The organism is Auritidibacter ignavus, from assembly GCF_003703835.1.
Taxonomy (GTDB): Bacteria; Actinomycetota; Actinomycetes; order Actinomycetales; family Micrococcaceae; genus Auritidibacter; species Auritidibacter ignavus.
Window position 1 is genome coordinate 14,669 of sequence record NZ_RDQR01000002.1, and the last position, 21,879, is coordinate 36,547.

The window sequence follows — 21,879 nt, forward strand, 5'->3', positions numbered from 1 at the left end:
CTAGCCTAATCGCACCCGGACAGGCAGTTCTGCTGACCTGCTAATCTGAACTCATGCGCCACACTATGACTCCCGTCACGTATCTTGACCGTACCGCCGCCATCTATCCCGACCACACCGCCGTGGAATGTGAAGGCACCAGCTGGACGTATCGCGAATTTCACCAGCAGGTGCGCCAGCTCGCCGGGGCCTTATCGGCCACCGTCTCGCCGGGCCAGACCGTTTCGGTGGTGGCTCCGAACCTGCCCGAGATGTTGGTCGCCCACTTTGCGGTGCCGATGCTGGGGGCGGTCCTCAACCCGCTCAACCCGCGCCTGACCTCGGCCGAATTCCGCTACATTCTCGATCACGCTGAGGCCCGGATCGTGTTCGTCGACCCGGATGTCGCCGACCGTCTGACACCGGTGTGTACCGAGCTCGGGATCGAAATGATCACGCTGGATGAGCAGTACCAGCGGTTCATCGCCGATGCTCCCGCCCCACCAGCGGTGACGATTGCAGAGGACGACCCGATCGCGCTGAACTACACCTCCGGTACCACCGGCCCGCCGAAAGGCGTGGTGTATACCCACCGTGGGGCCTATTTGGCCGCTCTGTCGGCTGCCTACCACTACGGCTATGATGCCACCACCCGATACCTGTGGACGCTACCGATGTTCCACTGCAACGGCTGGACCACACCGTGGGCTGTCACCGCCGCCGGTGGCACCCACCTGTGTCTGCGTGCGGTTCGTCAGGACGCTATCTGGGACCAGCTCGATACCGTGACCCACTTGTGCGGGGCGCCGGTGGTGTGCGCGACTATCCTGGATTCGCCCCGCGCCCACCCAGTCCCGGGCGTCAAACTCACCACCGCCGGGGCCGCCCCGCCACCGTCGATCATTGCCGGGCTGGAAGAACTGGGCATCACGCCGATCCCGGTCTACGGACTGACCGAAACCTACGGGCCCTTCTCGATTACTCAGGCCCAACCCGACTGGGAGGACCGCCACGCCAAGCTCTCCCGGCAGGGCGTGCCCATGATCCACGCCGGCGAGCTGGCCGTGGTGGATCCGCAGATGAATTTCTTACCGCACGACGGGGAATCCCTCGGCGAGGTCGTGGTCCGCGGTAACGGCGTGATGGCCGAATATTTCAAGGATCCCGACCACACCGCCACTGCCTTCGCCGGTGGCTGGTACCACACCGGCGATGTGGGCGTGATCGACCCCGACGGTTACCTACGACTGACTGACCGGCTCAAAGACATCATCATTTCCGGTGGCGAGAACATCTCCTCGATCGAGGTGGAAGGCGTGATCCACGCCCCGTGGCCTACATTGTCGGCGACGTCGATCCCGAGGACCTGCGGGCCCACTGCCGGGAACGACTCGCCGGGTTCAAGGTGCCCGACCGTTTCGAGATCCTGACGGAACTACCGCGCACCGCTACCGGAAAGATCCGCAAGAACGAGTTGCGCGGACAGTCCTAGCCTTTAGGACGCGACCGGACCTGCCGGTAGCGCACGCTTATGCGCTGAGGCCCGGTACGCGGAGATGATCCGCTCAGCCACGTCCTCGGGAACGATCTTGCCCTCGAGAAAGTCATCGATCTGATCATAGGTCAGTCCCAGCTCATCTTCATCGGTGCGCTGGGGCTGATCGGAGAGCAGATCCGCGGTGGGGACTTTGGCCCACAAATGTTCCGGTGCACCCAAATACCGGGCGATGCTGCGCACCTGTCGCTTATTCAGTCCCTGGAGCGGGCCGATATCGAAGGCGCCATCCCCAAACTTGGTGTAGAACCCCGTCACCGCCTCCGCGGCGTGATCGGTGCCCACCACCAGATCGCCATCGATCCCGGCGAGAGCATACTGCGCCACCATGCGCATCCGCGCCTTGACATTGCCGAAATTGAAATCGCTGATCTGCTCGCCGGTGGCCTGACGGAAGGTCTCACCGAACTCATCGGTGGCCGGACCGATCTGGAACGTCACTGCCCGGGTCGGACGAATAAACTCCACCGCAGCGGTGGCATCGGACTCATCGGCCTGCATCCGATACGGCAAACGCACTGCCGTAAACCGCGCTTCAATACCGTCCTGCTGGAGCTTCTCGACGGCCAGCTGAGCCAACCGGCCCGCCACGGTGGAATCCACCCCACCGGAAATGCCCAACACCAGCCCGGAAGCTCCGGCCTGTCGCAGGTACTGACATAAGAACTCCACCCGGCGCTGGACTTCGGTGGCCGGATCGATCTCCGGGGCGACGTTCAGGGCGCTGATGATCTGTTGCTGTGCGCTCGTGCTCATAGCACCCATGCTATCTATTAGATCACGTCACCAGGAGACCTTCCTCATGAGCAAACCTCCACGATCACCGGAACGTGGTCCGAGGGGCCCTTACCCTTGCGTTCGTCCCGATCGATCATGGTTTCCCCGGTGCTCACTGCCGGTGAGACCAAGGCAAAGTCGATCCGCATGCCCTCGTTCTTCGGGAAACGCAGTTTCTGATAGTCCCAGTAGGTAAAAGCCTGCTCGTGCTGGTCGCGCACGGGATCGTGCAGAATCTCTTCGAACGCGTGGAAGCGCTCCCGCTCCGGAGCGGACACGTGGGTCATCTCGTTCTCATAGAAGAATTCGATATCCCATACGTCCTGATCGTAGGGTGCAATGTTCCAGTCGCCGACCAGTGCTAATTTTTGCTGGGGGTTCTCGTCGAGTTCAGCGCCAATGTGCTCCCGCAACGCATCCAGCCAGTTGAGCTTATACGCCATATGTTCATCGTTGAGCGCCCGACCGTTGGGAACGTACAACGACCACACCCGCAGATCTTCTCCTACGACCGCCGAGATTGCCCGAGCCTCTTGCACCGGGTCGTGACCGCCTTTGCCGAAGGCCGGCTGGCCCGGGAAGGTTCGTTGGACATCGGTGAGGCCCACCCGGGAGGCAATCGCGACACCGTTCCACTGGTTAAACCCGAAATGTGCGACCGCATAACCCAAGCGCTCAAAAACCTCCCAGGGGAAGTTCTCATCTTTGCACTTGGTTTCCTGGATGGCTAACACATCGGTGTCGCTACGCTCGAGGAAGTCCTCCACCCGGTCGGCCCGGGCCCGCAGTGAGTTCACATTCCAGGTCGCTAATTTCACGCTACGTCTCCTCGTTTTTCACACCACCACACGTGGACTCCATAAAGCGGACTAGAACTGCACCTCGCAGTGGTCTTGCAGATAGGTCATCCCGTCCACAAACTCGTCGTCATCGGCCAGCTCGACCACCTCGGCGTAGGCGTCGGTATCCGACGTATCGCCGGTGCGGTGGTCTTCCAGAATCTCGGCCATGGAGATGACCTGGTCGATGCCGTGGCGTAGTTGCTCATCCGAGGCGTTATTTTTGATCTCCTCGGCCTGCTCGATGAATCCCTCATCGGCGGGCTCAGGTAGGCCCTGCAATTGCTCGCACGAGTCTTCGAGCGCGTCATCGCCACCGGAGCTACACCCGGTCAGCGCCAACCCCGTCGCGAGAGTAATGAGACTTAGATGCCGGAGGCGCATTTATCAACCAGAACCTCGGCCGATGTGGGATCGACCTGTGACTCGAGACCCTGTTGTTGGGCTTCTGCGATGCTGGCTCCGTCTTCCAGGGACTGGTAGACGCTGTGGTAGGAGCCTTCGATATCTTCCAGAGCGTTGGCAAGCTCCTGATCGGAGGTGTCATGAACCATCCGAGAAAATTCGTTTAACGCCGATTCCATCTGGCCGGTGGCGCGTTCGGCGTCATCGCCGGACTCCCCTAGGGCGTTTTGGACCTTGAGTGTGACGTTGTTGAGCTTCTGACAGGTCGTGGCGATTTCATCGTTGCCAGTGCAACCGGTCAGGGTGAGACCCAGCCCGACCACGGCACTGATTCCGAGAACGGTTTTTTTCAGGTTCATGGTTCCTCATCTCCGAAAAAGCGGTGCTGTTGACACTCTACTAAAGGGGCAACGCTCGTGACGCCAATTTCCAACTCACGATGTGTTGACCAGGATAAACAGTGGGCGGTGCACCCGCCGAGGCTGATCCGGCGATGCACCGCGTAAACTAGCCTGCATGGGAACCTATGCTTCGGATCGCGCTGAACTGGCAGAACTCGTCAAAGACTTGGCGGTGGTGCACGGAAAAGTGACGCTGTCCTCGGGCAAACAGGCCGATTATTACATCGACCTGCGGCGAGTCACTTTGCACCACCGCGCAGCTCCGCTGGTGGGGCGGGTCATGTTGGAGTTACTCTCCGACGTGGAGTTTTCCGCGGCCGGAGGATTGACCATGGGCGCCGACCCGGTCGGCACCGCAATGTTGCACCAAGCCAACCCGGCCCGGGAGTTGGATACTTTCGTGGTGCGTAAACAGGCCAAAGAACACGGTATGGGACGCCAGGTGGAAGGACCCTCGATCGAGGGGCGGAAAGTCGTGGTGTTGGAAGATACCTCGACCACCGGCGGATCTGCCTTGACCGCCGTTGAGGGTGTGCGCGCTGCCGGCGGTGAGGTCCAAGCCGTCGCTGTGCTGGTCGATCGGGATACCGGAGCGGCCGAGCGGATCCAAGACGAGGCCGGCGTCCCGTATCTGGCCGCCTTCCGTTTGAGCGATCTCGGACTCTAACCATCCCTGAAGGAGGATCACTATGGCAGACCACAAGACGGAGATTCAGCACCGCAAGACCGCACCGGCGGTGATCGCCGGGCTGATCGGTGGCTACGCCACGGCTCGGTTGACGAAGATTCGGGCCCTGGGCGCGGTCGGACTGGGTGTGGCCGGTAGCTACGCCACAAAAGCCTGGGCGCAAGCAGGTGGCGCTGGACGCGCCGTGGGACTGGCGACGGTATACCTGGGCGCTTTCGGCGCGTCGCACTGGTTATCGAAGAAAATTGGCGCGTGGCCATCGGTACTGACGGTCACCGGCATCGCCTCGGGGGCCGCCTGGGCGGTGCATGATCGGCACACCGAGCCGCACATCGACGGCCCGACGACGTGACGGACTCCGCGCAGCACCCCACCGACAACGGCTACCACCGTGAAGTCGGTGTAGGCCCCTGGGAAGGACCCTGGCCCACCGGCGAACAGTACGATCCGCAACTACTGGCTGAGGGTGATCGTCGCAATGTGTTGGACCGGTACCGGTATTGGACAGTGGAGGCCATTGTGGCCGACCTCGACCGATCGCGCCACGGTCTGCACATTGCCATCGAGAATTGGCAGCACGATTTCAATATCGGAACCGTGGTGAGAACCGCGAACGCGTTTAACGTCGCTGGGGTGCACATCATTGGCAAACGCCGGTGGAATCGTCGTGGTGCGATGGTCACCGACCGCTACCTGCACGTTGAGCATCATCCCACTATTGACGACTTTGTGGCGTGGGCGCAAGAGAACAACCTACCGATTCTGGCCGTGGACCTTTTTGAGGATTCGGTGGCGATCGAGGAGTTCAGCTTCCCGAGGGAATGCGTGATGGTCTTTGGGCAAGAGGGACCGGGGATTTCCGAGGACATTCATCGGGCTGCCACGGCAACGTTGGCCATTGCGCAATATGGCTCAACCCGTTCAATCAATGCCGGGGTGGCCGCCGGTATCGCGATGCATGAATGGGTGCGACAGCATGCGGTTCGCCCGGCAGGTCCTGACCGCCGGGTGGTGGATGGTTAGACTGGGGGCAAAACCAGATCGATGAAGGAGCTTATATGCCTGTCGCATCCCCCGATAAGTACGCTGAGATGATTGACGCCGCGAAAAAGGGTGGCTATGCCTATCCCGCGGTGAACGTCACCAGTTCACAGACTCTCAACGCTGCTATCCGCGGTTTCGCTGAGGCAGAGTCTGACGGGATCATCCAGGTTTCGACCGGTGGTGCCGAGTATTTCTCTGGTCAGTCGGTGAAATCCATGGTCGTGGGGGCGAAGGCCTTCGCCGCCTTCGCCAAGGTAGTTGCTGATTCCTACGGTGTCACCATCGCTCTGCACACCGATCACTGCCCGCAGGACAAACTCGAGGGCTTCGTTAACCCGCTCCTGGACGCCTCCGCCGAAGAAGTCAAGGCCGGTCGTGATCCGATCTTCAACTCTCACATGTGGGATGGTTCGGCAGAGCCTCTGGAAAACAACCTGCGCATTGCCGAACAGCTCCTGGAGCGAACTCAGGCCAACCACCAGATTCTCGAAGTGGAGATCGGTGTTGTCGGTGGTGAAGAAGACGGAGTGGCGAACGAGATCAATGACAAGCTCTACACTTCGGTCGAAGACGGCATGAAGACCGTTGAGGCTTTGGGAACCGGCGAGAAGGGTCGCTACATTACCGCGCTGACCTTCGGTAACGTTCACGGGGTGTACAAGCCGGGCAATGTCAAGCTCCGTCCCGAGCTGTTGGACGAAATCCAGCGTGAGGTGGGAGCCAAGGTCGGCGTGGAGCGCCCCTTCGACCTGGTCTTCCACGGTGGTTCGGGCTCGACAGATCAAGAAATTGCTGACGCTGTGTCCTATGGTGTGATCAAGATGAACATCGATACCGACACCCAGTACGCCTTCACGCGTCCGGTGGCTGCCCACATGTTTGAGAACTACGATGGGGTGCTCAAAGTTGATGGCGAAGTCGGCAACAAGAAAATGTACGACCCGCGTACCTGGGGCAAGAAAGCCGAAGCCTCTATGAGCGAGCGGATCGTTCAGGCCTGCCAGGCGCTGGGATCGGCTGGCCACGCGCTGACATAAGCTGCGACCCTTAGTGATGCCAATATGCGTTACGCCGAGGGGTTGGATCTGGGCTCACCCAGGGTTCTGGGACAAACCAGACCCCCTTGGCGTCGATGCGTTGAATGCGCCATTTGCCTAAGTGCACATCGGTGTGGTGGCCCTGGCAGAGCAAGACCGCATTGCCCATATTGGTGTCGCCACCGTTTTCCCATTCGGTGATGTGGTGGATCTGGCAATAGGCAGCGGGCATAGTACACCCCGGTGTGGCACAACCACGATCTCGAGCCACCAATGCACGGTATTGCGCGGTGGAGAACATTCGTTTTTCTCGGCCAAGATTGAGCACTTCACTGTCACTGCCAAACACCAGCGGGATCAATCCTGCGTCACAGGCGGCTGATCGTAATTTGCTGGGATGAATGGTTCCAGAGAATTGACCTTCAGATCTGAATCGGTGGCCCGGAGAATCATCATCGACTGGATCGCCTTCTCGGTGGTGACTGAAGAACTTCACGAGTGATTGTCTCTTCAAATCGTCATCGAGTTGGTGTCGTCGCGACAATTGTTCGCTCAGGGTCTCGTAGTCCATCGAGATGATCATCTTGGTGGACTGACCGCGCGTTGCTGGCAACCCGTTCTTGGCGTTCCCGGCGCCAATGCCGGCAATCAGTACACCGAACAGCGCGTTCACTGCACGGTGTGCGCGATGACGGGGATCGTAGAGGTTCTCCCCGTCAAAGGAGTGCTGGTTTCCCGCTGCATCGATACTGGCCAGTGCATCGGGGGAAATCTCGGGAAAGTTTGCTTTCAATGCCTGAATAACCGGGTTCTTCGGCTCGGTCGCCGAGCTCTCATCATCTGAGTTGTGGCTGTCAGTGACACCGGTTGTCTCAGAACCACGACGTAGCACGGCATAGTTGTTTGCTGCGGCCTCAATGGTTCGCAACAGCTCGGCATTGAGGCCGAAGACGGTCCCGCCGAAGTCCAGACCACCATCCTGTCGCGAGGCGACCCAGAACTGTTCTTGAGCTGGTTGTGGTTCAAGGCCATCTTCGGGTGCGGGGCCGTCGGCATCAATGTAGTAGCACAGTTTGGGCAACCACTCACGGCACGTTTGATGGAAGTCGCCGACGCTCATGGTTTCTGCGTGACGGGTCAGCACTGGCATCATTTCGTGAAGAATCGCGTCCACCCGTGCCGGATCCGCGGATGTTCTACGGGCATAGCGTTTGAGATCTTCGGTGAGCTTGATCAGGCGGTCGGCGTTAGCGGTCCGCATGTGACCGCGCTGGAAGCTACGCGCAAAGTCTGGGAACTCAAGTTCAGGGGCGGGGCCACCTGAAATCGGTGGTGGGGGCGGAACCGTATAGTGGGCCCGCATCGTTCGCTGGGCGATATCTCTGCGACCCAGTCCGTGGTATTCCTCGAGGTACTTTTTTTCATTTTTCGGTCCTCGAATTGTGCGGGGAACTCCCAGAACTGCTTGTTGTTCTGCGGTCGTGGTCAAGGCCCGGGTGGTGAGCCCCATCAGCGTCGTCTGGAGGCCGTCAAGACCGGTGCTGAGTTCTTCGGCTGCATGGGTGAGACCGGGCAAGCTGTCGTGATAGTTATCCGGTGCGGTGAGTTCGACCTGCTCGGAATCACGATCAGAGGCCAGCGTGGAGTTCCAGTCGGTAGCCGAGGCGTCTTCGCGCCACCTGGCGAGGTCATCGAAGGCACTCTCTGAGCCCATGCGCGACCCTAATGCTTGGAGTACCCGGCACGCGGCGTGGAGCATCTCGCCCGGCGATGCCTCTCGCAGGGCTTCTTCGTCGAGGAGGCCCGGGACAGCCTGCATGTCGCGACTGCGCGGATCCGCCGTCACTGACATGCTCTTCACCACCTCAATGCGTTCGATAAACCATCTGATTGTTCGAGTTATACTCCCATAATATCGTACAGCTGTTCCCATAACAAGGGTGTGCGCGAAGGGTGTGGATGGCTGCAAACCGCTTAATCATGCGGGAGTTGCGGTTGACGTCAAGTGTGCGTTTCGAACAGTGGACAACCGGCACTCGAACGGCTTAATCGAACATGTGCGACGTCTGAACAGTCACCGGCAACAACTCTGCGGAGGTATTCCAGCCCACGGTGGTCGTTTAGAGTATGTGCCATGAGCTATGCCGTGATTGTGATCTACGTACCGACCGAGAACGCCGAAGCAGTCCGTGACGCGCTCGCTGAGGCGGTGGGCCCGATCGGTGAGTATTACGGAGCATCGTTCACCTCTCAGGGCACCGGGCGGTTCACTCCGTTGCCGGGGGCTGCACCGGCCATTGGAGAGGTAGCGCGTGCCGAGGAAGTGGCTGAAGACCGGATCGAGATGATGGCCCCGATCGATAAAGCGCGGGCAGCGGTGCAAGCCGCACTCGCGGTGCACCCGTACGAGCAACCGGCCTATCACATCATCCCGGTCTCGACCCTGGAGGATTTTCGTGAGTAATGGGTGCCCGGGCACCGGGGCGCCCAGGGCGTTAAAAAAGCCTGCCACCGATGGCACAACTGTGGTGGTTGGCTGCGGTGGCAGGCGTTAGTCAAACCCTTAGTCAGACTCGGTGAGAGTTACTCAGCGTCTTCTTCCTCGGCGTTTTCCTCGTCTGAGGCGTCCTCGGAGGACTCGGAGCTGTCGCCTTCGGCGGGGATGATTTCACCGTTGGGCCATTCTTCCGTGATGAAGTCGGCAACTTCCTGGGAGTGCAACAGCTCCTCCAGGGTGGCAATGGCGTCGTTATCGTCGCCGGCACGCCAGACGAGCATGTTGCCCCACGGGCTGTCCTCGGCGGATTCCACGACCAGGGCGTCATCGACGCTCAGTCCGGCCTCCAGGAAGTAGTTGCCGTTGATGATGGCCAGGTCGATGGAGTCATCATCGACGACCTGAGCCAAGAACTCCGGCTGGGATTCTTCGAACTCCAGGCCCTTGGGGTTCTGTTCGTCGGTCAGATCCAGCGCGCCCTGGTCGTCACCGATGTCTTCCAGCAGACCTTCGGCTTCCAGCAGCTGCAGTGCGCGGGGCTGGTTGGCCGGGTCGTTGGTGATACCGATGGTGGCGCCATCGGGCAGATCGTCAATGGAGTCGTGCTTCTCGGAGAAGCCAGCGTAGGGCTCCAGGTGGATCGGATCGCCGTGATCGAAATCGTATCCCAGGTCCTCTTCCTGCTGTTCCAGGAAGGGCAGGTGCTGGTAGTAGTTAGCGTCGTCGCCGCCTTCGTCCAGCACACGGTTCGGGGTCTGGTAGTCATCGTATTCGTTGATTTCCAGGTCGATACCGGCATCTTCGGCCAGATTCTCATCGACGTACTCCAGGATCCGAGCATGCGGAACCGGGTTGGCACCAACGGTGATGGTGGTGACGTCTCCGTCGCCACCATTGTCGCCACCGCCTTCTTCACCGCAACCGGTCAGCACCAGGGCGGTGATGGTGGCGGTAGCCCCGAGGGCCAGTCCGTGGCGGATGCGACGGCGTGAGGTGAATGAGGTCATCAGAGAGTTCTCCTTCCAAGGTGGGTGTGTGGTTCGTTGGGGAGGAAAGCTTAACGGTGGTCGACGTACTTGACGATCTGATCGCCGATGAACTGGATGATCTGGACCAGCACCACGATCAGGATCACGGTCACCAGCATCACGGCGGTGTCGAAGCGCTGGTAGCCGTAGTTATAGGCGAGTCGGCCCAGACCGCCACCGCCGACCAGCCCGGCCATGGCGGAGTAGCCGATCAGCACCACGATCGTATTGGTGGAAGCGGCCACCAGTCCGGGGAGGGCTTCGGGCAGATAGATCTTGGACACGATCTGGGCCTTCGATAGGCCCATGACCTGGGCGGCGTCCACGGTGCCGGCGGGGACTTCACGCAGTGCGGTTTCGACCAGGCGGGCGAAGAACGGTGCGGTGGCGATGGTCAGGGACACCGTGGCGGCGATGGGGCCGATGGCAGTGCCGACCAAGAACTGGGTGAAGGGGATCAGCGCGACGATCAAGATCGCGTAGGGGATCGAGCGGGTGATGTTGACGATGATCGAGGAGATGATCACGTACAGCCAACGTACCGGTGCAAGTCCGCCCGGGCGGGTGATGTGCATGATCAGGCCGACGATCAGCCCGAGGATGATGGTCGCGATCGAGGAGATCACCACCATTTGGATGGTCTCCCACAGGGCTTCGGGCACGGCATTGGTGATGGCGCGGTTTTCGAGCACGTTCTCGGTGAACCAATCCATTACAGATCACCTGCCTTCAGGGCGCGAGCTTGGAATCCGGCGGCGCGCAGGACTTGTAAGGCTGGTTCGGCAGCGGGTGGCTGGTCCCCGCCGGTTACGGACAGTAGCTGGTGGGCGAACCGAGTGGGTCCGAGGTATTCGATGGTGCCGGTGGAGACGATGGCCTTCACCGGCAGGGCCTCTTCCAGCACGGTGGTAGGGGCGGGTAGGTGTTCGCCGGAGCCCAGCACCTCGATCAGCGTGGCTTGGGGGTCGCGGTGGGCTTCATCGAGTTCGTCCAGTGGCAACAACGCGGCGGAGAGCTGACCGTTCAGGTGGGCGGCGACTTCTTCCAGCGGACCGGATTCGACGATGCGACCTGCGTCCAGCAGAGAGACGGCGTCGCACAGGGTTTTGACCACGTGCATTTCGTGGGTAATCACCACCACGGTGAGGTTGAGTCGGTGGGCCACCGAGCGGATCAGCTCCAGGATCTCTTTGGTGGTGGCCGGGTCGAGGGCGGAGGTGGGTTCATCGCACAGTAGCACGTCCGGGTCGGCAGCCAAGGCGCGGGCGATGCCGACGCGTTGACGCTGTCCGCCCGACAGCTGGGCAGGGTAGGCCTCGTGGAAGCCGTCGAGGCCGACGAGATTGACCAGTTCGGCGGCACGCCGTTTGCGTTCGGAGTTGGAGACCGAGGAGATCTCCAACGGCAGGGCCACGTTGTCGACGACGGTGCGCGAGGACAGCAGGTTGGCGTTCTGAAACACCACGCCGATCCGACGGCGGGCCTGACGCAGTTGTTTGGCCGAGGAGTTGCTCAGCACCGTGTCGTTGACCGCGACGGTGCCTTCGGTGGGGTGATCCAACAGGGTCAGGCAACGCACCAGGGTGGATTTCCCCGCCCCGGAACGACCAATAATGCCGTGGATCGAGCCGGTGGGAACCTGAAGGTTCACGTCATCTAACGCCCGAACCTCACGGGCGTTTTGTCGGTAGACCTTGGTCAGGCCTTCAACAGTGATCATGCAGGGGTATCTCCTGATCCTGATGCGCAGAGCCGGTGGGCTCAGTGCATCGTGCGCGTGCTGACATTGCTGACAATGAGGTACCTCAAGAATAGGGGACACTGACTCGCAGCGCGGTATCGGTGTGAACGTGATTTCACCGGGAATGTCACATGGTGTCATCTTCGGAACTTCGCCAGGCTGGGTACAGTGGAAGCAGAATCTATGCGCTGAGGTGGCGAAAGGAGCCTGTTGTGGCCTCGATGATCGGTAAGAACTTGATGGAACCCGAGCCCACTCTGTTGGCGGCGGAACCGGAGGTGGACCAACGGCTGCAGGCCGGTGACCTGCCGGAGGATCTGGTGCCGGTGGCCCCGCGGTCCTCGCTGGTGTGGGCGTTATTGGCCGAGGACGCCTGGCAGGAGGGGCGGACCGTGGACTCGTACGCTTATGCGCGGGTGGGATACCACCGGGGACTGGACGCGCTACGGGCGGCCGGATGGCGCGGGCAGGGCCCGGTCCCGTACTCGCATGAACCCAATCGCGGATTTTTGCGCGCACTGTACGCTCTGGGCCGAGCCGCTGCCGCGATCGGGGAATCCGATGAGGTGGAGCGGATCACGACACTGTTGCATGACTGTGACCCCAGCGCGGTGGAGCAGATCGAGGCTCGCTAGCGTTACGGGTTGTCCTGCTGTGGGCGGGGTAGTGAGTCGATAAACTCCCAAAATAGCTCGCCGGCGCGGGCGAGGTTAGCCAGGAAGGTCTCGGGGCCTTGGGAGTTTTTGTCGTGCCAGCTGACGCAGAATTCTCCGTGGGCGGGTTTGGGCGTGTAGCTGATGCCGAAGCCTTCGGAGATCGTGGGGGGCGAAGGCATACCGGATGATCTGCTCGGGGCCACCAACCGAGGTGGTGGACAAAAAGTCCCGGCGGACCGACCGGATGGCCGGGTCGGTGAAGAACGGGTCGGAGGCCATCAGCGTGTTATCGGCGATCGCGGTGGCTTCCAATAGTTGCAGGTGTCGGTCCATCCCGGATCCGGCCTTGCATTTCTTGACCCAGATCCGGTGGGGGTTCAGCGCATCGATCAGCAGATTTTCGGTAGCCTTCCCTTGAGCCAGCGCGGTGGCAAAGCGCACGGCTTCCGGGGTGGCAGCCCGGAGGCATTCGGTGCGACCGGCGCGAAATTCGCGTATGTCCACGGCCTCGTAGACCGCCCGGATATGCTGGAAGGTCAAGTACTGGGCGGTCGACATCATCAGCTGGGCGCAGGCGTCTCGGCTGAGCTTGAGCGGATAGTTATCCACGGGTAAGAGCCGGTCCACCTCGACCATCGCCACCTGATAGTGGCGAGCGCGCTCGCGGTAGTGCTCCACCTCAGGCGTGAAGCGCTCCAGTAGCTCATCGGTGAACTCCCAGGTCAACGGTTCACTGGCTAGCTCGGGCTGGTGTGGATCCATGGTGGTGGGCTGGGGGTCGAGAGCCTGGATCCGTTGGAGTGCGGTGACCAGGGTGGCCCCGTCCACTCCGGTGTGTTCGACCTCCATGCACAACCAGTCGTGGTGGAGCCCGACCTGGTAGCTGATGGGCTTATAGACCCAGGCTGCCCCGGGGCGGAAGGCAAAGTTGCGCAACTCAGCGGCCCGGGGCAGGTCTGCCTCGGTGATGTCGACGGTGAAGAGCGTGTTTTTCAACCGCTGATAGGTCTGTTCATTCTCTCCTACAGCCCGCAGTTCTGGCAGGTGCTCGGCCAAGAACTCAGAGCCCAGTGCGGAGATCGCGGCGAAGTTTGGTTGCTGGGCTTGTTGGGCTTGCTGGGCGGTGTGTGCCTCGTCCAGAATCTGGTCGAGGGCGACCCGCAGTTGCGTGGGGGTGGCCAGGGTGCCGGTCTGATCGGTCACGGTGACCGCGTGTAGCTGGCCGCGGTGGAACACGCCAATCTCGCGCTCGCGGGCATCGAGGGTGCACGGCTCGATCACGTCTTCATCGACCTGCGGGGTGCGGATCCCGCCGTTGAAGGTAAACCACTGGTTCATCGTGATGCGGTTGCCACGGGCATCGATCTCTTCGGGCATCTCGCCACGGGCCTGGATGAGGTGGAACCGGAGCAGGCGGTGTACGAGGTCTGCGACTCGAGCAGATCCGGTCTTCTCGGAGGGGATTTCGATCTGGAAAGCCACATTGGAGGCCAGCATCAGTGGCTCGCGGACCGCGAGATAACTGGAGTACCAATAATCCGACATCCAGTTGGTGCCGGTGGCCTCGGCCCGGGAGGCTAGCTGTTCCAGCTGAGATTGCAGGATGGGGCCATTGCGAGTGCGGAAGGAATCGATGATCTTTTCGGCGTGAGCAAATTCCTCCCCGGCCAACAGGGTACGTAGCGCGTGGCGGAGCGTGTCCAAGGTGTCATCAAGATGTGGGAGAGGTAGTGGCTTGAGGTCGACGGTGGCCGGGTGCGGGGTGAGGGTCACAGCGGTATGGGCTTTCTCTTCGACAGGATGGGTTACCTCTATTGTCACCTGTCGGTGAGGTTGCTGTCAGGAGCCCTACCATCCGGTAGATAAAGTCACGAAAGAATAACAGGATATTCTCAGGTTTTCCCGGGATCGGCACGAGCATGCGGATTAAAGGGTATGACTTCGGGGTGAATCCTCAGTTAATTCAGACGGTCGGTTGCGAACAGATAACGATTGTGTCACGGTGGATAACAGTCAGATAACAACGCGCTGTTCGGGCGCGGTCCATTGATGTTCTCATCACGAGTAGAGATCACGAGATAGAGAAGGAATCCTGATTGATGACTTATTTAACTCGTCGCGAGCGTATTGACGCTGAGCGGGCCTTGAAGCAGGCTGCCACCCGCCGTCGTCGGAAGAATGTGACCAGCGGGCTGGTCGGTGTTGCTGCGGTGGCTGGTGCTACCTTCACCGGAATGAATTCGGCCACCGCTGCCCTGGAAGATGTGCCGGCCGACGCGGAGGGCTCCTCGACGGCGGCTCAGGTGGGCCCGAATAGCACCTCCGATAGCGCCAACACCGCTTCTGCTGAAACATCTGCTGATACCTACACCGTGGAAGCCGGGGATACGCTCTCACAGATCGCCGGCGAGTTAGGCGTGAGCCTCAATGAGTTACTGGAGGCCAATAGTATTTCGGCCTCTACCACCATTTACCCCGGCCAAGAACTGACCGTTCCGGGCGCAACGGAGTCCACCGGGGAACAGGCGCAGACTGCCTCTAATACTGCCTCCAATGCTGAGACAGCAACCAGTGAGGCGTCGGCCGATGAACCCCTGGACGTTCAAACCGTCTCGGCAACCAGCTCGGCCAGTGGCTGGCAGGGCCAGGCCGTGAACGCGGCCATCGACATCGTCAATTCCGGTGCTGTGTACAGCTTTGGCGCTAATGGTCCCTCGGCCTACGACTGCTCGGCCTTCGTCAAGGCCGCTTACGCCAGTGCGGGCAAGGACTTGCCACGTACCTCATCCGCCCAGTACTCGGCAGCCAACCAGCATGTCTCCCTGGACAACCTGCAAGCCGGTGACCTGGTGTTCTGGTCCAATAATGGCTCCGCCTCGGGCATTTACCACGTGGCCATGTACATCGGTGATGGCCAGATTGCTCAGGCCCGTAACCCCAGCGCGGGTATTACCATTGACAACCTGTCGACCTACCAGCAGTACAACCCGCCGATCCAGACCGCTGCTCGGTTCTAAGACCACCGAGCTCTCGGTGCTCAGCCCAGCTGGAGTGTTACAGCTGGGGTAGGTCGTCGAGTAGATGTCGGGTGTAGGAATGTGACGGGTTGTCAAGGACGTCATTGACCGGCCCGTGGTCGACAATTTCGCCCTGGTTCAACACTGCCACTTGCGTGGCGATGTGTCGGGCCAGGGCGATGTTGTGTGTGACGAAGAGTAGGGCCAGCCCGCGCTGGTGGCGCAATTGGTTCACGCCCTGGGCGGTTTTCAGATGAGTCTCGACGACTAGATGACTAGATACGGGGTAGGTTACATTGTGAATACAGGCCCTATCGAACCAAAGGATCGGGTGCACTATGAGCGATGAGCTCATTGCACTAAGAAGAATATTAAACATGATCGCGTAACGAGTCGGCACGAACAACACGCACGAAAACGGTGTCTCGATCCTCTGGCTCCGTGCAATGCAAAGGCTTTCCGGCCACTGTGGGTTCGAGGCACTACTGCCTCGGCGTCGCCACCGAGGAATCAAAGGAGAAGAATCAGTGACCAGAGAGCGACGAGTTGCCGTGATCGGTGCAAGTGGGCAGATTGGAAGTCTCGTCGCGCGTGCACTTCCCAACGTGGTATTCGAGTCGTTGCCATCTCGCGCCTACGAAGCGATGCCCTCTCCACTGGCGAGCTTTCCCATTGTTAGATCTCATCGTATGAAACCGCCGAGCTCAAGCGAGGAGTGTCCAGGTTTGGTCCGTTCCATGGTGTCATCGACCGAAAGCCGCCCGATTCCGCCGGCTTTCCTCGACAATCTCTATGTGTACGGTCGCGCCACCTTACCGATAACGGAGTCGCACCCGATGGGACCCTGCAGTGGGAAGGGAACCGCCAGGTTGGAAGGGACGAAGATTCTTGATCAGGCGCGTCTGGACGGTCACGACGTGGTCGTGTGCCGGGCGGCAGATTTTCTCGATCCGGGTGCAGAGACCACGGTTATGCCGTGGAGCTCTCTCGAGAAGGTCGTCAGAGGAAGAAAGTGCTCATTCATGTGGTTCGGCAAGCCGGACAACAGGCATTCGTTCGTGTTGCCTCGCGGTGTTGCCCAGGGGGTAGCTGAAACATGCCTCAGGCCAGATCTCCGGTCCATGCCGACGCTTCACATGCCAGCGATCACCGCGTTTTCCGCCAATGACCTATCCAGAGAACTATCCTCTGCGGTAGGTCGCACGTTCAAACCAGCTACTGTGGGGAAAACTTGTTCTCACGGTCGCTGGTAGCTTCAGCGACGCTGCGCGCGAACAGCGGGAGATGATGTACCAGTTCGACAATGACTATGTCCTCGACGACTCTAAGCTTCGTAGCCGAATGCCTGATTTCCCCTGAAGAACCGTGGAAAACGTGGTATCGATGCTTGCGTCTAAGGCTTGAGCCTACTGGGTTCCCTGTGCAATGCTCTCGAGACTCGAGGGCTGTCGGGTGACCAGCATGACAGCCTTGCCCGGGTCATCGGTGAGGAAAACGTCGTAAGTCATCGCCCAGTTTGTCGCGCGTTTTGATCAAGACGTGGCGGAATGGTTGGTCATGGATGCTGGTGGTTCGGCAACTGTGGTCATTCCGAACCATTCCACGTCACCGTCAGCGTCAAAGTTCAGTGTTCAAAGCGTAGCGCCCCCGTCGAGGCCAAATCGGTCAACCCGCAAGAGGTGTGGTTGCGAGAGGTGGCTATCGGGACCTGACTTGTTGATGCACGTCAACGCGAACCTCCTACCCTGCGACAGCAAGTATCCGCGTATCGGTCCAACCGTTGGGACCCTTGACGCCACAGACGAATCATCTGGTTTAAAGGCGGTTGAGCTTTTTGGGAAGCTTTAGGGCTTACAGGGAAGAGGGGCCGGGGAGGGCCAATGGTAGTATTCCAAGATTGTGTCCCAAGGTGACTGCATGAGTACGGCTTCTTGCTTGTAGCCGACTACGAAGGTTCTTCACATGAGTATGGACCGTGGCTGTACTTACTGAAAGCGTCTGCGCGATCTGGTCGTCTCGTTTGCCCAAAGAGATCTGGTGGAGTACTTCCTTCTCGCGTGCCGTGAGAGGGTTCTCTAATATATGATGGCTCAACTTCCGGGCGACTTGGTGCCGCGAGACGTATTCCCCGGGTAATGATACCGAGACGGCCGCGCTGATAATCTCGGCGGTGTCTAACGGGGTTCCTACTACCACTACTCGGACGGAGCCCAGCGCTATGACCTCATGGGGGTCGGGGGTGGCCAGGAGGATGGTGAGAGCGTCAACATCGCTGTACCATCTGAGCTCGTGTATCACCTGTTGAAGCGAAGGCTCTCCGATGAGAAGTATATTCGGACCCTCAGGAAGCTTGGCCACACCGACGACCCTGTTATGGCCAATATTAAAGTCTTTCAACAAGCTCTCAACGTTGCTCACGCTTCTGGCTTCGCCAGTACCACAAATGGTGGAGAGAGTAATCATCGTTCTTCTCCTTGGCAAGTCTTTTGGTAAACCGATACCAGGTTCTTGCTCTGGGTGACGTATGGATTCTTGGCTAGGTCCTCATATCGTTCGAGAAGTTCGAAGCCAACGCTGGAAGCGAGAATGTCAAGCTCGCGAGGTGCTAACCAGTGGCTCGTCTCGGTGTAAAACGATTGGTTCTCGGGCCCCGTGACTGTGCGGATCAGAGTTACTTTTTCGGCAACGTGATCGACGAAGGCAGTATCGGTGAGCAGGTGCTGCTCAGTTAGAGGCACCGAAAGGCTGAATGTCTCCGGCTGATCGAGATAAATCCGCGGGTCATATGTCTCTAGAATCAAGTAGCCGTTGTCCGCGGTGCAATTAGCTGCTTGAGAGAGAACTCGTTGTTGTTCTTTCCATCCGGGAACCATGAATAGAGTATTTGTCACTATCACGCAAAGGTCGAAAATTCCGTGGACTAGCTCATTTCTAAAGTCACCACAGGCTGTAGAAACGTCGTACCCCCGGGTCCTCCGTTGAAGGATCTCGAGCATGGTTGGTGATAGGTCCAAGGCTGTTATCGAGAAGCCGGCCTCAGCAAGAGGTAGGGTTAACCTCCCAGTCCCCGCCGCGAACTCCAGCACCGTCACTGGCATGCGGGGTAACGAACTAACGAAGTCGGAAATCAAGTTAACATCATTCTGGACGGAGTGGACGAGTTCATACGTTTCAATAGACTCATCGGGGTAGGGTGGCTTCATGGCATACCAGCCTCCAAATTATGAAAGTCGGAAACCAGAACTGGCTCAGGAGCGACGCGTGGTTCGTAAGATGTAGCGCGCATCAGCATAAATTGCGTTCGTACACTATCCTGAGGATGTTCACCTTTGTGAGTAACGGTATTCAACAATGTCAAATACGCTGTGCTCAGTTTGACGCGCTGGAAGTCTTGAGTGGATTCGTGGGTTCTCACCAATTCATCGGTCGCGTCAAAAAGGCCCTTCTCCAGGCGGCGATGTGGCGCCCAAATTAGGTGCGTAAACCTACGCTTTTGACTGTACGTTAGTTCCTGCCAATTTGTGACATCCCCGTTCGGAAGTTGACTGCGGTACACGAGCCTAATTTCGTGACAAGCTGGGTTAGGAGCAAAGAACCGCGAATCTGGGACCATCAGACCTGTCTTGTCGATTTTGGTGGCCGTTTTCCGACCGATATCAAATTGCGAAAGCACGGTGGCCGTGGCCCAGATGCCCAGCGTTCCAGCAAGTGTGTACGTGGTGAAGTGGTGGCAGATGCTTGTTGTATTCACTTAAGCGCCCTCCTTCGAGTGATTATGTGGCCAAAAGTACGTGGCCATTGCCCTCACGATTTTCAGTGAATAGCCGAAGCCATAACTTTGCACGGTGCGCGGCTTGATGGATGGTGATGTGTGGGCTGCGTTCAGGAATCGAACGCAGTACTTCCTGAAGTTCCATGCAACTGTCGCTGGCACGAAAAGCCATATAGGGCGGGTTATCAATAGAGTGCTGTTTTTTGAGCTCCCAGCTACGCTTGAGAAGCCCGGTCAATGTGAGTTCCAAGTTCGCAGGTCGGCAGGCACTTTTTATCTTCTTTGCTGAATTCCACTGCGTATTCGCGAGATATTTTGGCCACATTACTTGCCTAATGGCTCAACCTCTTAGAGAGGAAGCGCGTCACTTGGCTCGTCGTAAATGTCTCCGCAGAGTGCGAATCGCTTGCTCTTACCGAGGCGAGGGATGAGTCACTTCGGTGTTAGAGGAATCAACCAGCGCCAATCCACTGACACATTGTGTCATATGGGCTACGAAGTGCGCATCTAACACACCTCGGAAGGAGTGGTTCGAGAAGATCACAACGGTTTTGGTTCGGAGACGGTCGAGGAACCGTTCTGCGGCGCTCTAGTATCGCGGGACTGCTCGCGCTTTGAGAGTCGGTATTTTATCTCGATTGTAAAAATGGAAAAGACGTAGAATTTAGATCTCCCGTTGACTCGTAGACTTCCGAGTGGGCAAGAACCTGAGCTGAGTAGCTCTGAATGAAGAGGGGCGGCATAGTCGGTTCCCGTCAGGACGGGATTATTGTAAGAGGCGGTGCTTCCATGAAAAACGAATGGCCTTCGCGACGGAAATGATGGACGGGTAGGTCCCGCAGAAGGCCCAGAAAAACCTGTTCAGCCCCATGAACCGGGCGTTGGCTATGTGGAACGCGGCTCCGATGCCGAGCCCTATGGTGCGGAGGGTTTTTGGCATCAGCACTACTGCTGGAAACAGGACTTCGAATGCTGTGACAGTTCGGCTCATGGCGGCCGCCCTCCACTCTTTCGCGGTCAGGAAACGGTAAAACCTTTCATCGCCGTAGGTTTGTGTTCTAAAAATCCCTTTGAGGGCGCTTCCATCTCGCCACGACGGAGAGACGACTTTGGCGACCCCAGATGCAAAGTACGAAAGTAGGCTCTGGAACGCGACAAAGGAACTGAGAAGGGTAGCGTTGCATTCGTTTCGGGGCATCAGCTCCGCAAGGGCGCCTGATGAGAATACGATAAAGGACATCTGGTCGGATCCATCGGACCCGTACCAGCCTCGGTAACTTTTTGCCCACAGGAGTAGTGTCAGGGTGGTTATCGACAGGGTGCGGACTTTTGTCCGTTCCGGGGCAATGATCGTGCCGATAGCTGCCAGCGACCGAAGGAATACCAGATACTGGTATCCAGGATGTTCGAAGCATTTGTCCAACTGACGGCCAAGGCGGCCTTGGAACATCGGTAGTGAAGTGCGCCGTAGTCGCCAGGCGAGTAAGGAATCGGACTTGACGTCGGCCGGTCGGCTCAATTCTTCTAGCGATCCAACCAAGCTCCCTATCGCTGCTATCCGCGACCCTCGTGTTAGTGCTTGTCCTGGATTTGACTTGCATGACGAGGAAAACACAGGTCTCCTTCCGGTATCTTGGCTCCTACATGCTGTTATAGCGCCTGTTGCGTGTGCTTTGGAATCTATTAGAGGGAGTGTATTGTGCCTGGTGTGCCAAGCGAGAGCGCGCTTCAGCGCCTCGGTTCCCATTGAAAGAGGAACCGTGCCGCAAGGAATGCGAGGCCCACCCACGCTAGGGTTGGGATGAGTAGCATCGTCATTTCGCCGGTGGCCCCCTCGCTCCATGCCTGGACGATTAGTTCGGCAGCCGCTCCTCCTGGTAGAGAGAGCTTTAAGCCGGCCATCTCGTCTGTGCCGGTAGCTGCGACCCACGTGGCCACTCCAACCACACCCATGGTAATCGGTAGTACTGTGATTTGGGCACTGTCGGGAGAACTCGTTATGCCAGCTGTAGCGAGGGCAAGGCCGAAAAACATGGCGTGAGTCAGCAACAAGACAGCGACCACATGCACTGGACTGCTTGGACCGCTGTCCACCAGTGTTAAGACCATCAGAATCACCAGCGTCTGTGCCGCCGAGAGCACAATGAGTACCAACGAGAGGCCGAGAAGGATGGCGGGATCGCTGAGGGAGGTCGACCTCATGCGTTTGAGGAACAAATTCTGGCGTCTTGAAGCCAACGTAGTGGTAGTGCTGGCGTAGACCACGAAAGAAGGGATCACTGCCATGACCAGAGAAGCGATCACAGGGGTTCCGCCTATCGTGTCGCGGTTCCAATAAAGGAACACGGAAATGCCCAAAGGAATGACTGTTGCCATGAACAGGACCAAAGGGTCCCTGAGCATCTGGATGAACTCGGCTTTGGCGATAGGTAACATCTGGTCT

The 21,879-nt window shown here is 59.0% G+C and carries 23 protein-coding genes and 1 pseudogene; 9 read left to right on the forward strand and 15 right to left on the reverse strand.

From position 1 onward, the window contains the following. Positions 1-65: 65 nt before the first annotated feature. Positions 66-1,076: pseudogene (locus DYI20_RS01695) on the forward strand (AMP-binding protein); the annotation flags it as partial. A gap of 233 nt (positions 1,077-1,309) precedes the next feature. Then, the gene (locus tag DYI20_RS12495) at positions 1,310-1,471 is read left to right on the forward strand and encodes an AMP-binding enzyme (RefSeq protein WP_233487981.1); all 162 of its coding nucleotides are present in this window, start codon (positions 1,310-1,312) and stop codon (positions 1,469-1,471) included. A gap of 3 nt (positions 1,472-1,474) precedes the next feature. On the opposite strand, the gene nadE is transcribed toward DYI20_RS12495, so the two are convergent. The 4 genes from nadE to DYI20_RS01715 are packed head-to-tail and all read right to left on the reverse strand — an operon-like array spanning position 1,475 to position 3,914. Then, positions 1,475-2,290 (reverse strand): NAD(+) synthase, encoded by an 816-nt coding sequence (gene nadE, locus DYI20_RS01700; protein WP_110101345.1) that lies wholly within the window; start codon positions 2,288-2,290, stop codon positions 1,475-1,477. A 44-nt stretch (positions 2,291-2,334) separates the two neighbouring features. Beyond that, complete coding sequence (locus DYI20_RS01705; RefSeq protein ID WP_110101268.1) at positions 2,335-3,129, reverse strand: exodeoxyribonuclease III; 795 nt, start codon at positions 3,127-3,129, stop codon at positions 2,335-2,337. Positions 3,130-3,180: 51 nt separating this feature from the next. Beyond that, complete coding sequence (locus DYI20_RS01710; protein ID WP_110099086.1) at positions 3,181-3,534, reverse strand: hypothetical protein; 354 nt, start codon at positions 3,532-3,534, stop codon at positions 3,181-3,183. Then, positions 3,516-3,914, reverse strand: a complete 399-nt coding sequence (locus tag DYI20_RS01715) for a hypothetical protein (protein ID WP_110099087.1) — start codon at positions 3,912-3,914, stop codon at positions 3,516-3,518. The genes DYI20_RS01710 and DYI20_RS01715 overlap by 19 nt, the downstream gene beginning before the upstream one ends. Before the next feature lie 157 nt (positions 3,915-4,071). Here DYI20_RS01715 and pyrE point away from each other — a divergent pair, with 157 nt between their 5' ends. From pyrE to fbaA, 4 genes are read left to right on the forward strand one after another with little or no spacing between them, the layout of a single operon-like run. Then, the gene (gene pyrE / locus DYI20_RS01720) at positions 4,072-4,623 is read left to right on the forward strand and encodes an orotate phosphoribosyltransferase (protein ID WP_110099088.1); all 552 of its coding nucleotides are present in this window, start codon (positions 4,072-4,074) and stop codon (positions 4,621-4,623) included. Between the two features lie 22 nt (positions 4,624-4,645). Next, positions 4,646-4,996, forward strand: coding sequence for a hypothetical protein (locus tag DYI20_RS01725; RefSeq protein WP_122548719.1), 351 nt, complete (start codon positions 4,646-4,648; stop codon positions 4,994-4,996). Next, a complete protein-coding gene (locus DYI20_RS01730) occupies positions 4,993-5,667 on the forward strand; it encodes a TrmH family RNA methyltransferase (protein ID WP_110101270.1) in 675 nt (224 codons plus the stop codon). The genes DYI20_RS01725 and DYI20_RS01730 overlap by 4 nt, the downstream gene beginning before the upstream one ends. A 35-nt stretch (positions 5,668-5,702) precedes the next feature. Continuing rightward, positions 5,703-6,725, forward strand: coding sequence for a class II fructose-bisphosphate aldolase (gene fbaA / locus DYI20_RS01735; RefSeq protein WP_110101271.1), 1,023 nt, complete (start codon positions 5,703-5,705; stop codon positions 6,723-6,725). A 10-nt stretch (positions 6,726-6,735) separates the two neighbouring features. Here fbaA and DYI20_RS01740 read toward each other — a convergent pair whose 3' ends face one another. Further along, positions 6,736-8,577, reverse strand: coding sequence for an HNH endonuclease signature motif containing protein (locus DYI20_RS01740; protein ID WP_166769901.1), 1,842 nt, complete (start codon positions 8,575-8,577; stop codon positions 6,736-6,738). A 282-nt stretch (positions 8,578-8,859) separates the two neighbouring features. Between DYI20_RS01740 and DYI20_RS01745 the strand changes: the two genes are divergently transcribed. Then, positions 8,860-9,189: a YqfO family protein gene (locus tag DYI20_RS01745; RefSeq protein WP_110101273.1), complete on the forward strand. Its 330-nt coding sequence runs from the start codon at positions 8,860-8,862 to the stop codon at positions 9,187-9,189. A 119-nt stretch (positions 9,190-9,308) separates the two neighbouring features. Here the strand turns inward: DYI20_RS01745 and DYI20_RS01750 are convergent, their stop codons facing one another. From DYI20_RS01750 to DYI20_RS01760, 3 genes are read right to left on the reverse strand one after another with little or no spacing between them, the layout of a single operon-like run. Beyond that, positions 9,309-10,229, reverse strand: coding sequence for a MetQ/NlpA family ABC transporter substrate-binding protein (locus tag DYI20_RS01750; RefSeq protein WP_110101274.1), 921 nt, complete (start codon positions 10,227-10,229; stop codon positions 9,309-9,311). 50 nt (positions 10,230-10,279) lie between these two features. Beyond that, positions 10,280-10,963 carry a methionine ABC transporter permease gene (locus DYI20_RS01755; protein WP_110099095.1) on the reverse strand — a complete coding sequence of 228 codons (684 nt, stop codon included), beginning with the start codon at positions 10,961-10,963 and terminating at the stop codon, positions 10,280-10,282. Next, positions 10,963-11,970, reverse strand: coding sequence for a methionine ABC transporter ATP-binding protein (locus DYI20_RS01760; RefSeq protein WP_110101275.1), 1,008 nt, complete (start codon positions 11,968-11,970; stop codon positions 10,963-10,965). Before DYI20_RS01760 ends, DYI20_RS01755 begins: the two co-directional genes overlap by 1 nt. Before the next feature lie 233 nt (positions 11,971-12,203). Here DYI20_RS01760 and DYI20_RS01765 point away from each other — a divergent pair, with 233 nt between their 5' ends. Continuing rightward, complete coding sequence (locus tag DYI20_RS01765; RefSeq protein ID WP_370443920.1) at positions 12,204-12,626, forward strand: DUF3151 domain-containing protein; 423 nt, start codon at positions 12,204-12,206, stop codon at positions 12,624-12,626. A 75-nt stretch (positions 12,627-12,701) separates the two neighbouring features. On the opposite strand, the gene DYI20_RS01770 is transcribed toward DYI20_RS01765, so the two are convergent. Continuing rightward, positions 12,702-14,468, reverse strand: a complete 1,767-nt coding sequence (locus DYI20_RS01770; protein ID WP_110101276.1) for a choline/carnitine O-acyltransferase — start codon at positions 14,466-14,468, stop codon at positions 12,702-12,704. Between the two features lie 278 nt (positions 14,469-14,746). Between DYI20_RS01770 and DYI20_RS01775 the strand changes: the two genes are divergently transcribed. Further along, complete coding sequence (locus DYI20_RS01775) at positions 14,747-15,664, forward strand: C40 family peptidase (protein WP_110101277.1); 918 nt, start codon at positions 14,747-14,749, stop codon at positions 15,662-15,664. A gap of 37 nt (positions 15,665-15,701) precedes the next feature. Here the strand turns inward: DYI20_RS01775 and DYI20_RS01780 are convergent, their stop codons facing one another. The 6 genes from DYI20_RS01780 to DYI20_RS01810 form a co-directional block, all read right to left on the reverse strand. Further along, complete coding sequence (locus tag DYI20_RS01780; RefSeq protein WP_183145574.1) at positions 15,702-15,899, reverse strand: hypothetical protein; 198 nt, start codon at positions 15,897-15,899, stop codon at positions 15,702-15,704. Between the two features lie 1,616 nt (positions 15,900-17,515). After that, entirely contained in the window at positions 17,516-18,127 is a 612-nt protein-coding gene (locus DYI20_RS01790) for a response regulator transcription factor (protein WP_110101279.1), read from the reverse strand. Then, complete coding sequence (locus DYI20_RS01795) at positions 18,124-18,867, reverse strand: class I SAM-dependent methyltransferase (RefSeq protein WP_110101280.1); 744 nt, start codon at positions 18,865-18,867, stop codon at positions 18,124-18,126. The genes DYI20_RS01790 and DYI20_RS01795 overlap by 4 nt, the downstream gene beginning before the upstream one ends. Then, positions 18,864-19,415: a hypothetical protein gene (locus DYI20_RS01800; protein WP_122548721.1), complete on the reverse strand. Its 552-nt coding sequence runs from the start codon at positions 19,413-19,415 to the stop codon at positions 18,864-18,866. The genes DYI20_RS01795 and DYI20_RS01800 overlap by 4 nt, the downstream gene beginning before the upstream one ends. 787 nt (positions 19,416-20,202) lie before the next feature. After that, positions 20,203-20,676 carry an HTTM domain-containing protein gene (locus DYI20_RS12255; RefSeq protein ID WP_158278390.1) on the reverse strand — a complete coding sequence of 158 codons (474 nt, stop codon included), beginning with the start codon at positions 20,674-20,676 and terminating at the stop codon, positions 20,203-20,205. 488 nt (positions 20,677-21,164) lie between these two features. Next, entirely contained in the window at positions 21,165-21,872 is a 708-nt protein-coding gene (locus tag DYI20_RS01810) for an ABC transporter permease (protein WP_110101284.1), read from the reverse strand. Between the last annotated feature and the right edge of the window lie 7 nt (positions 21,873-21,879).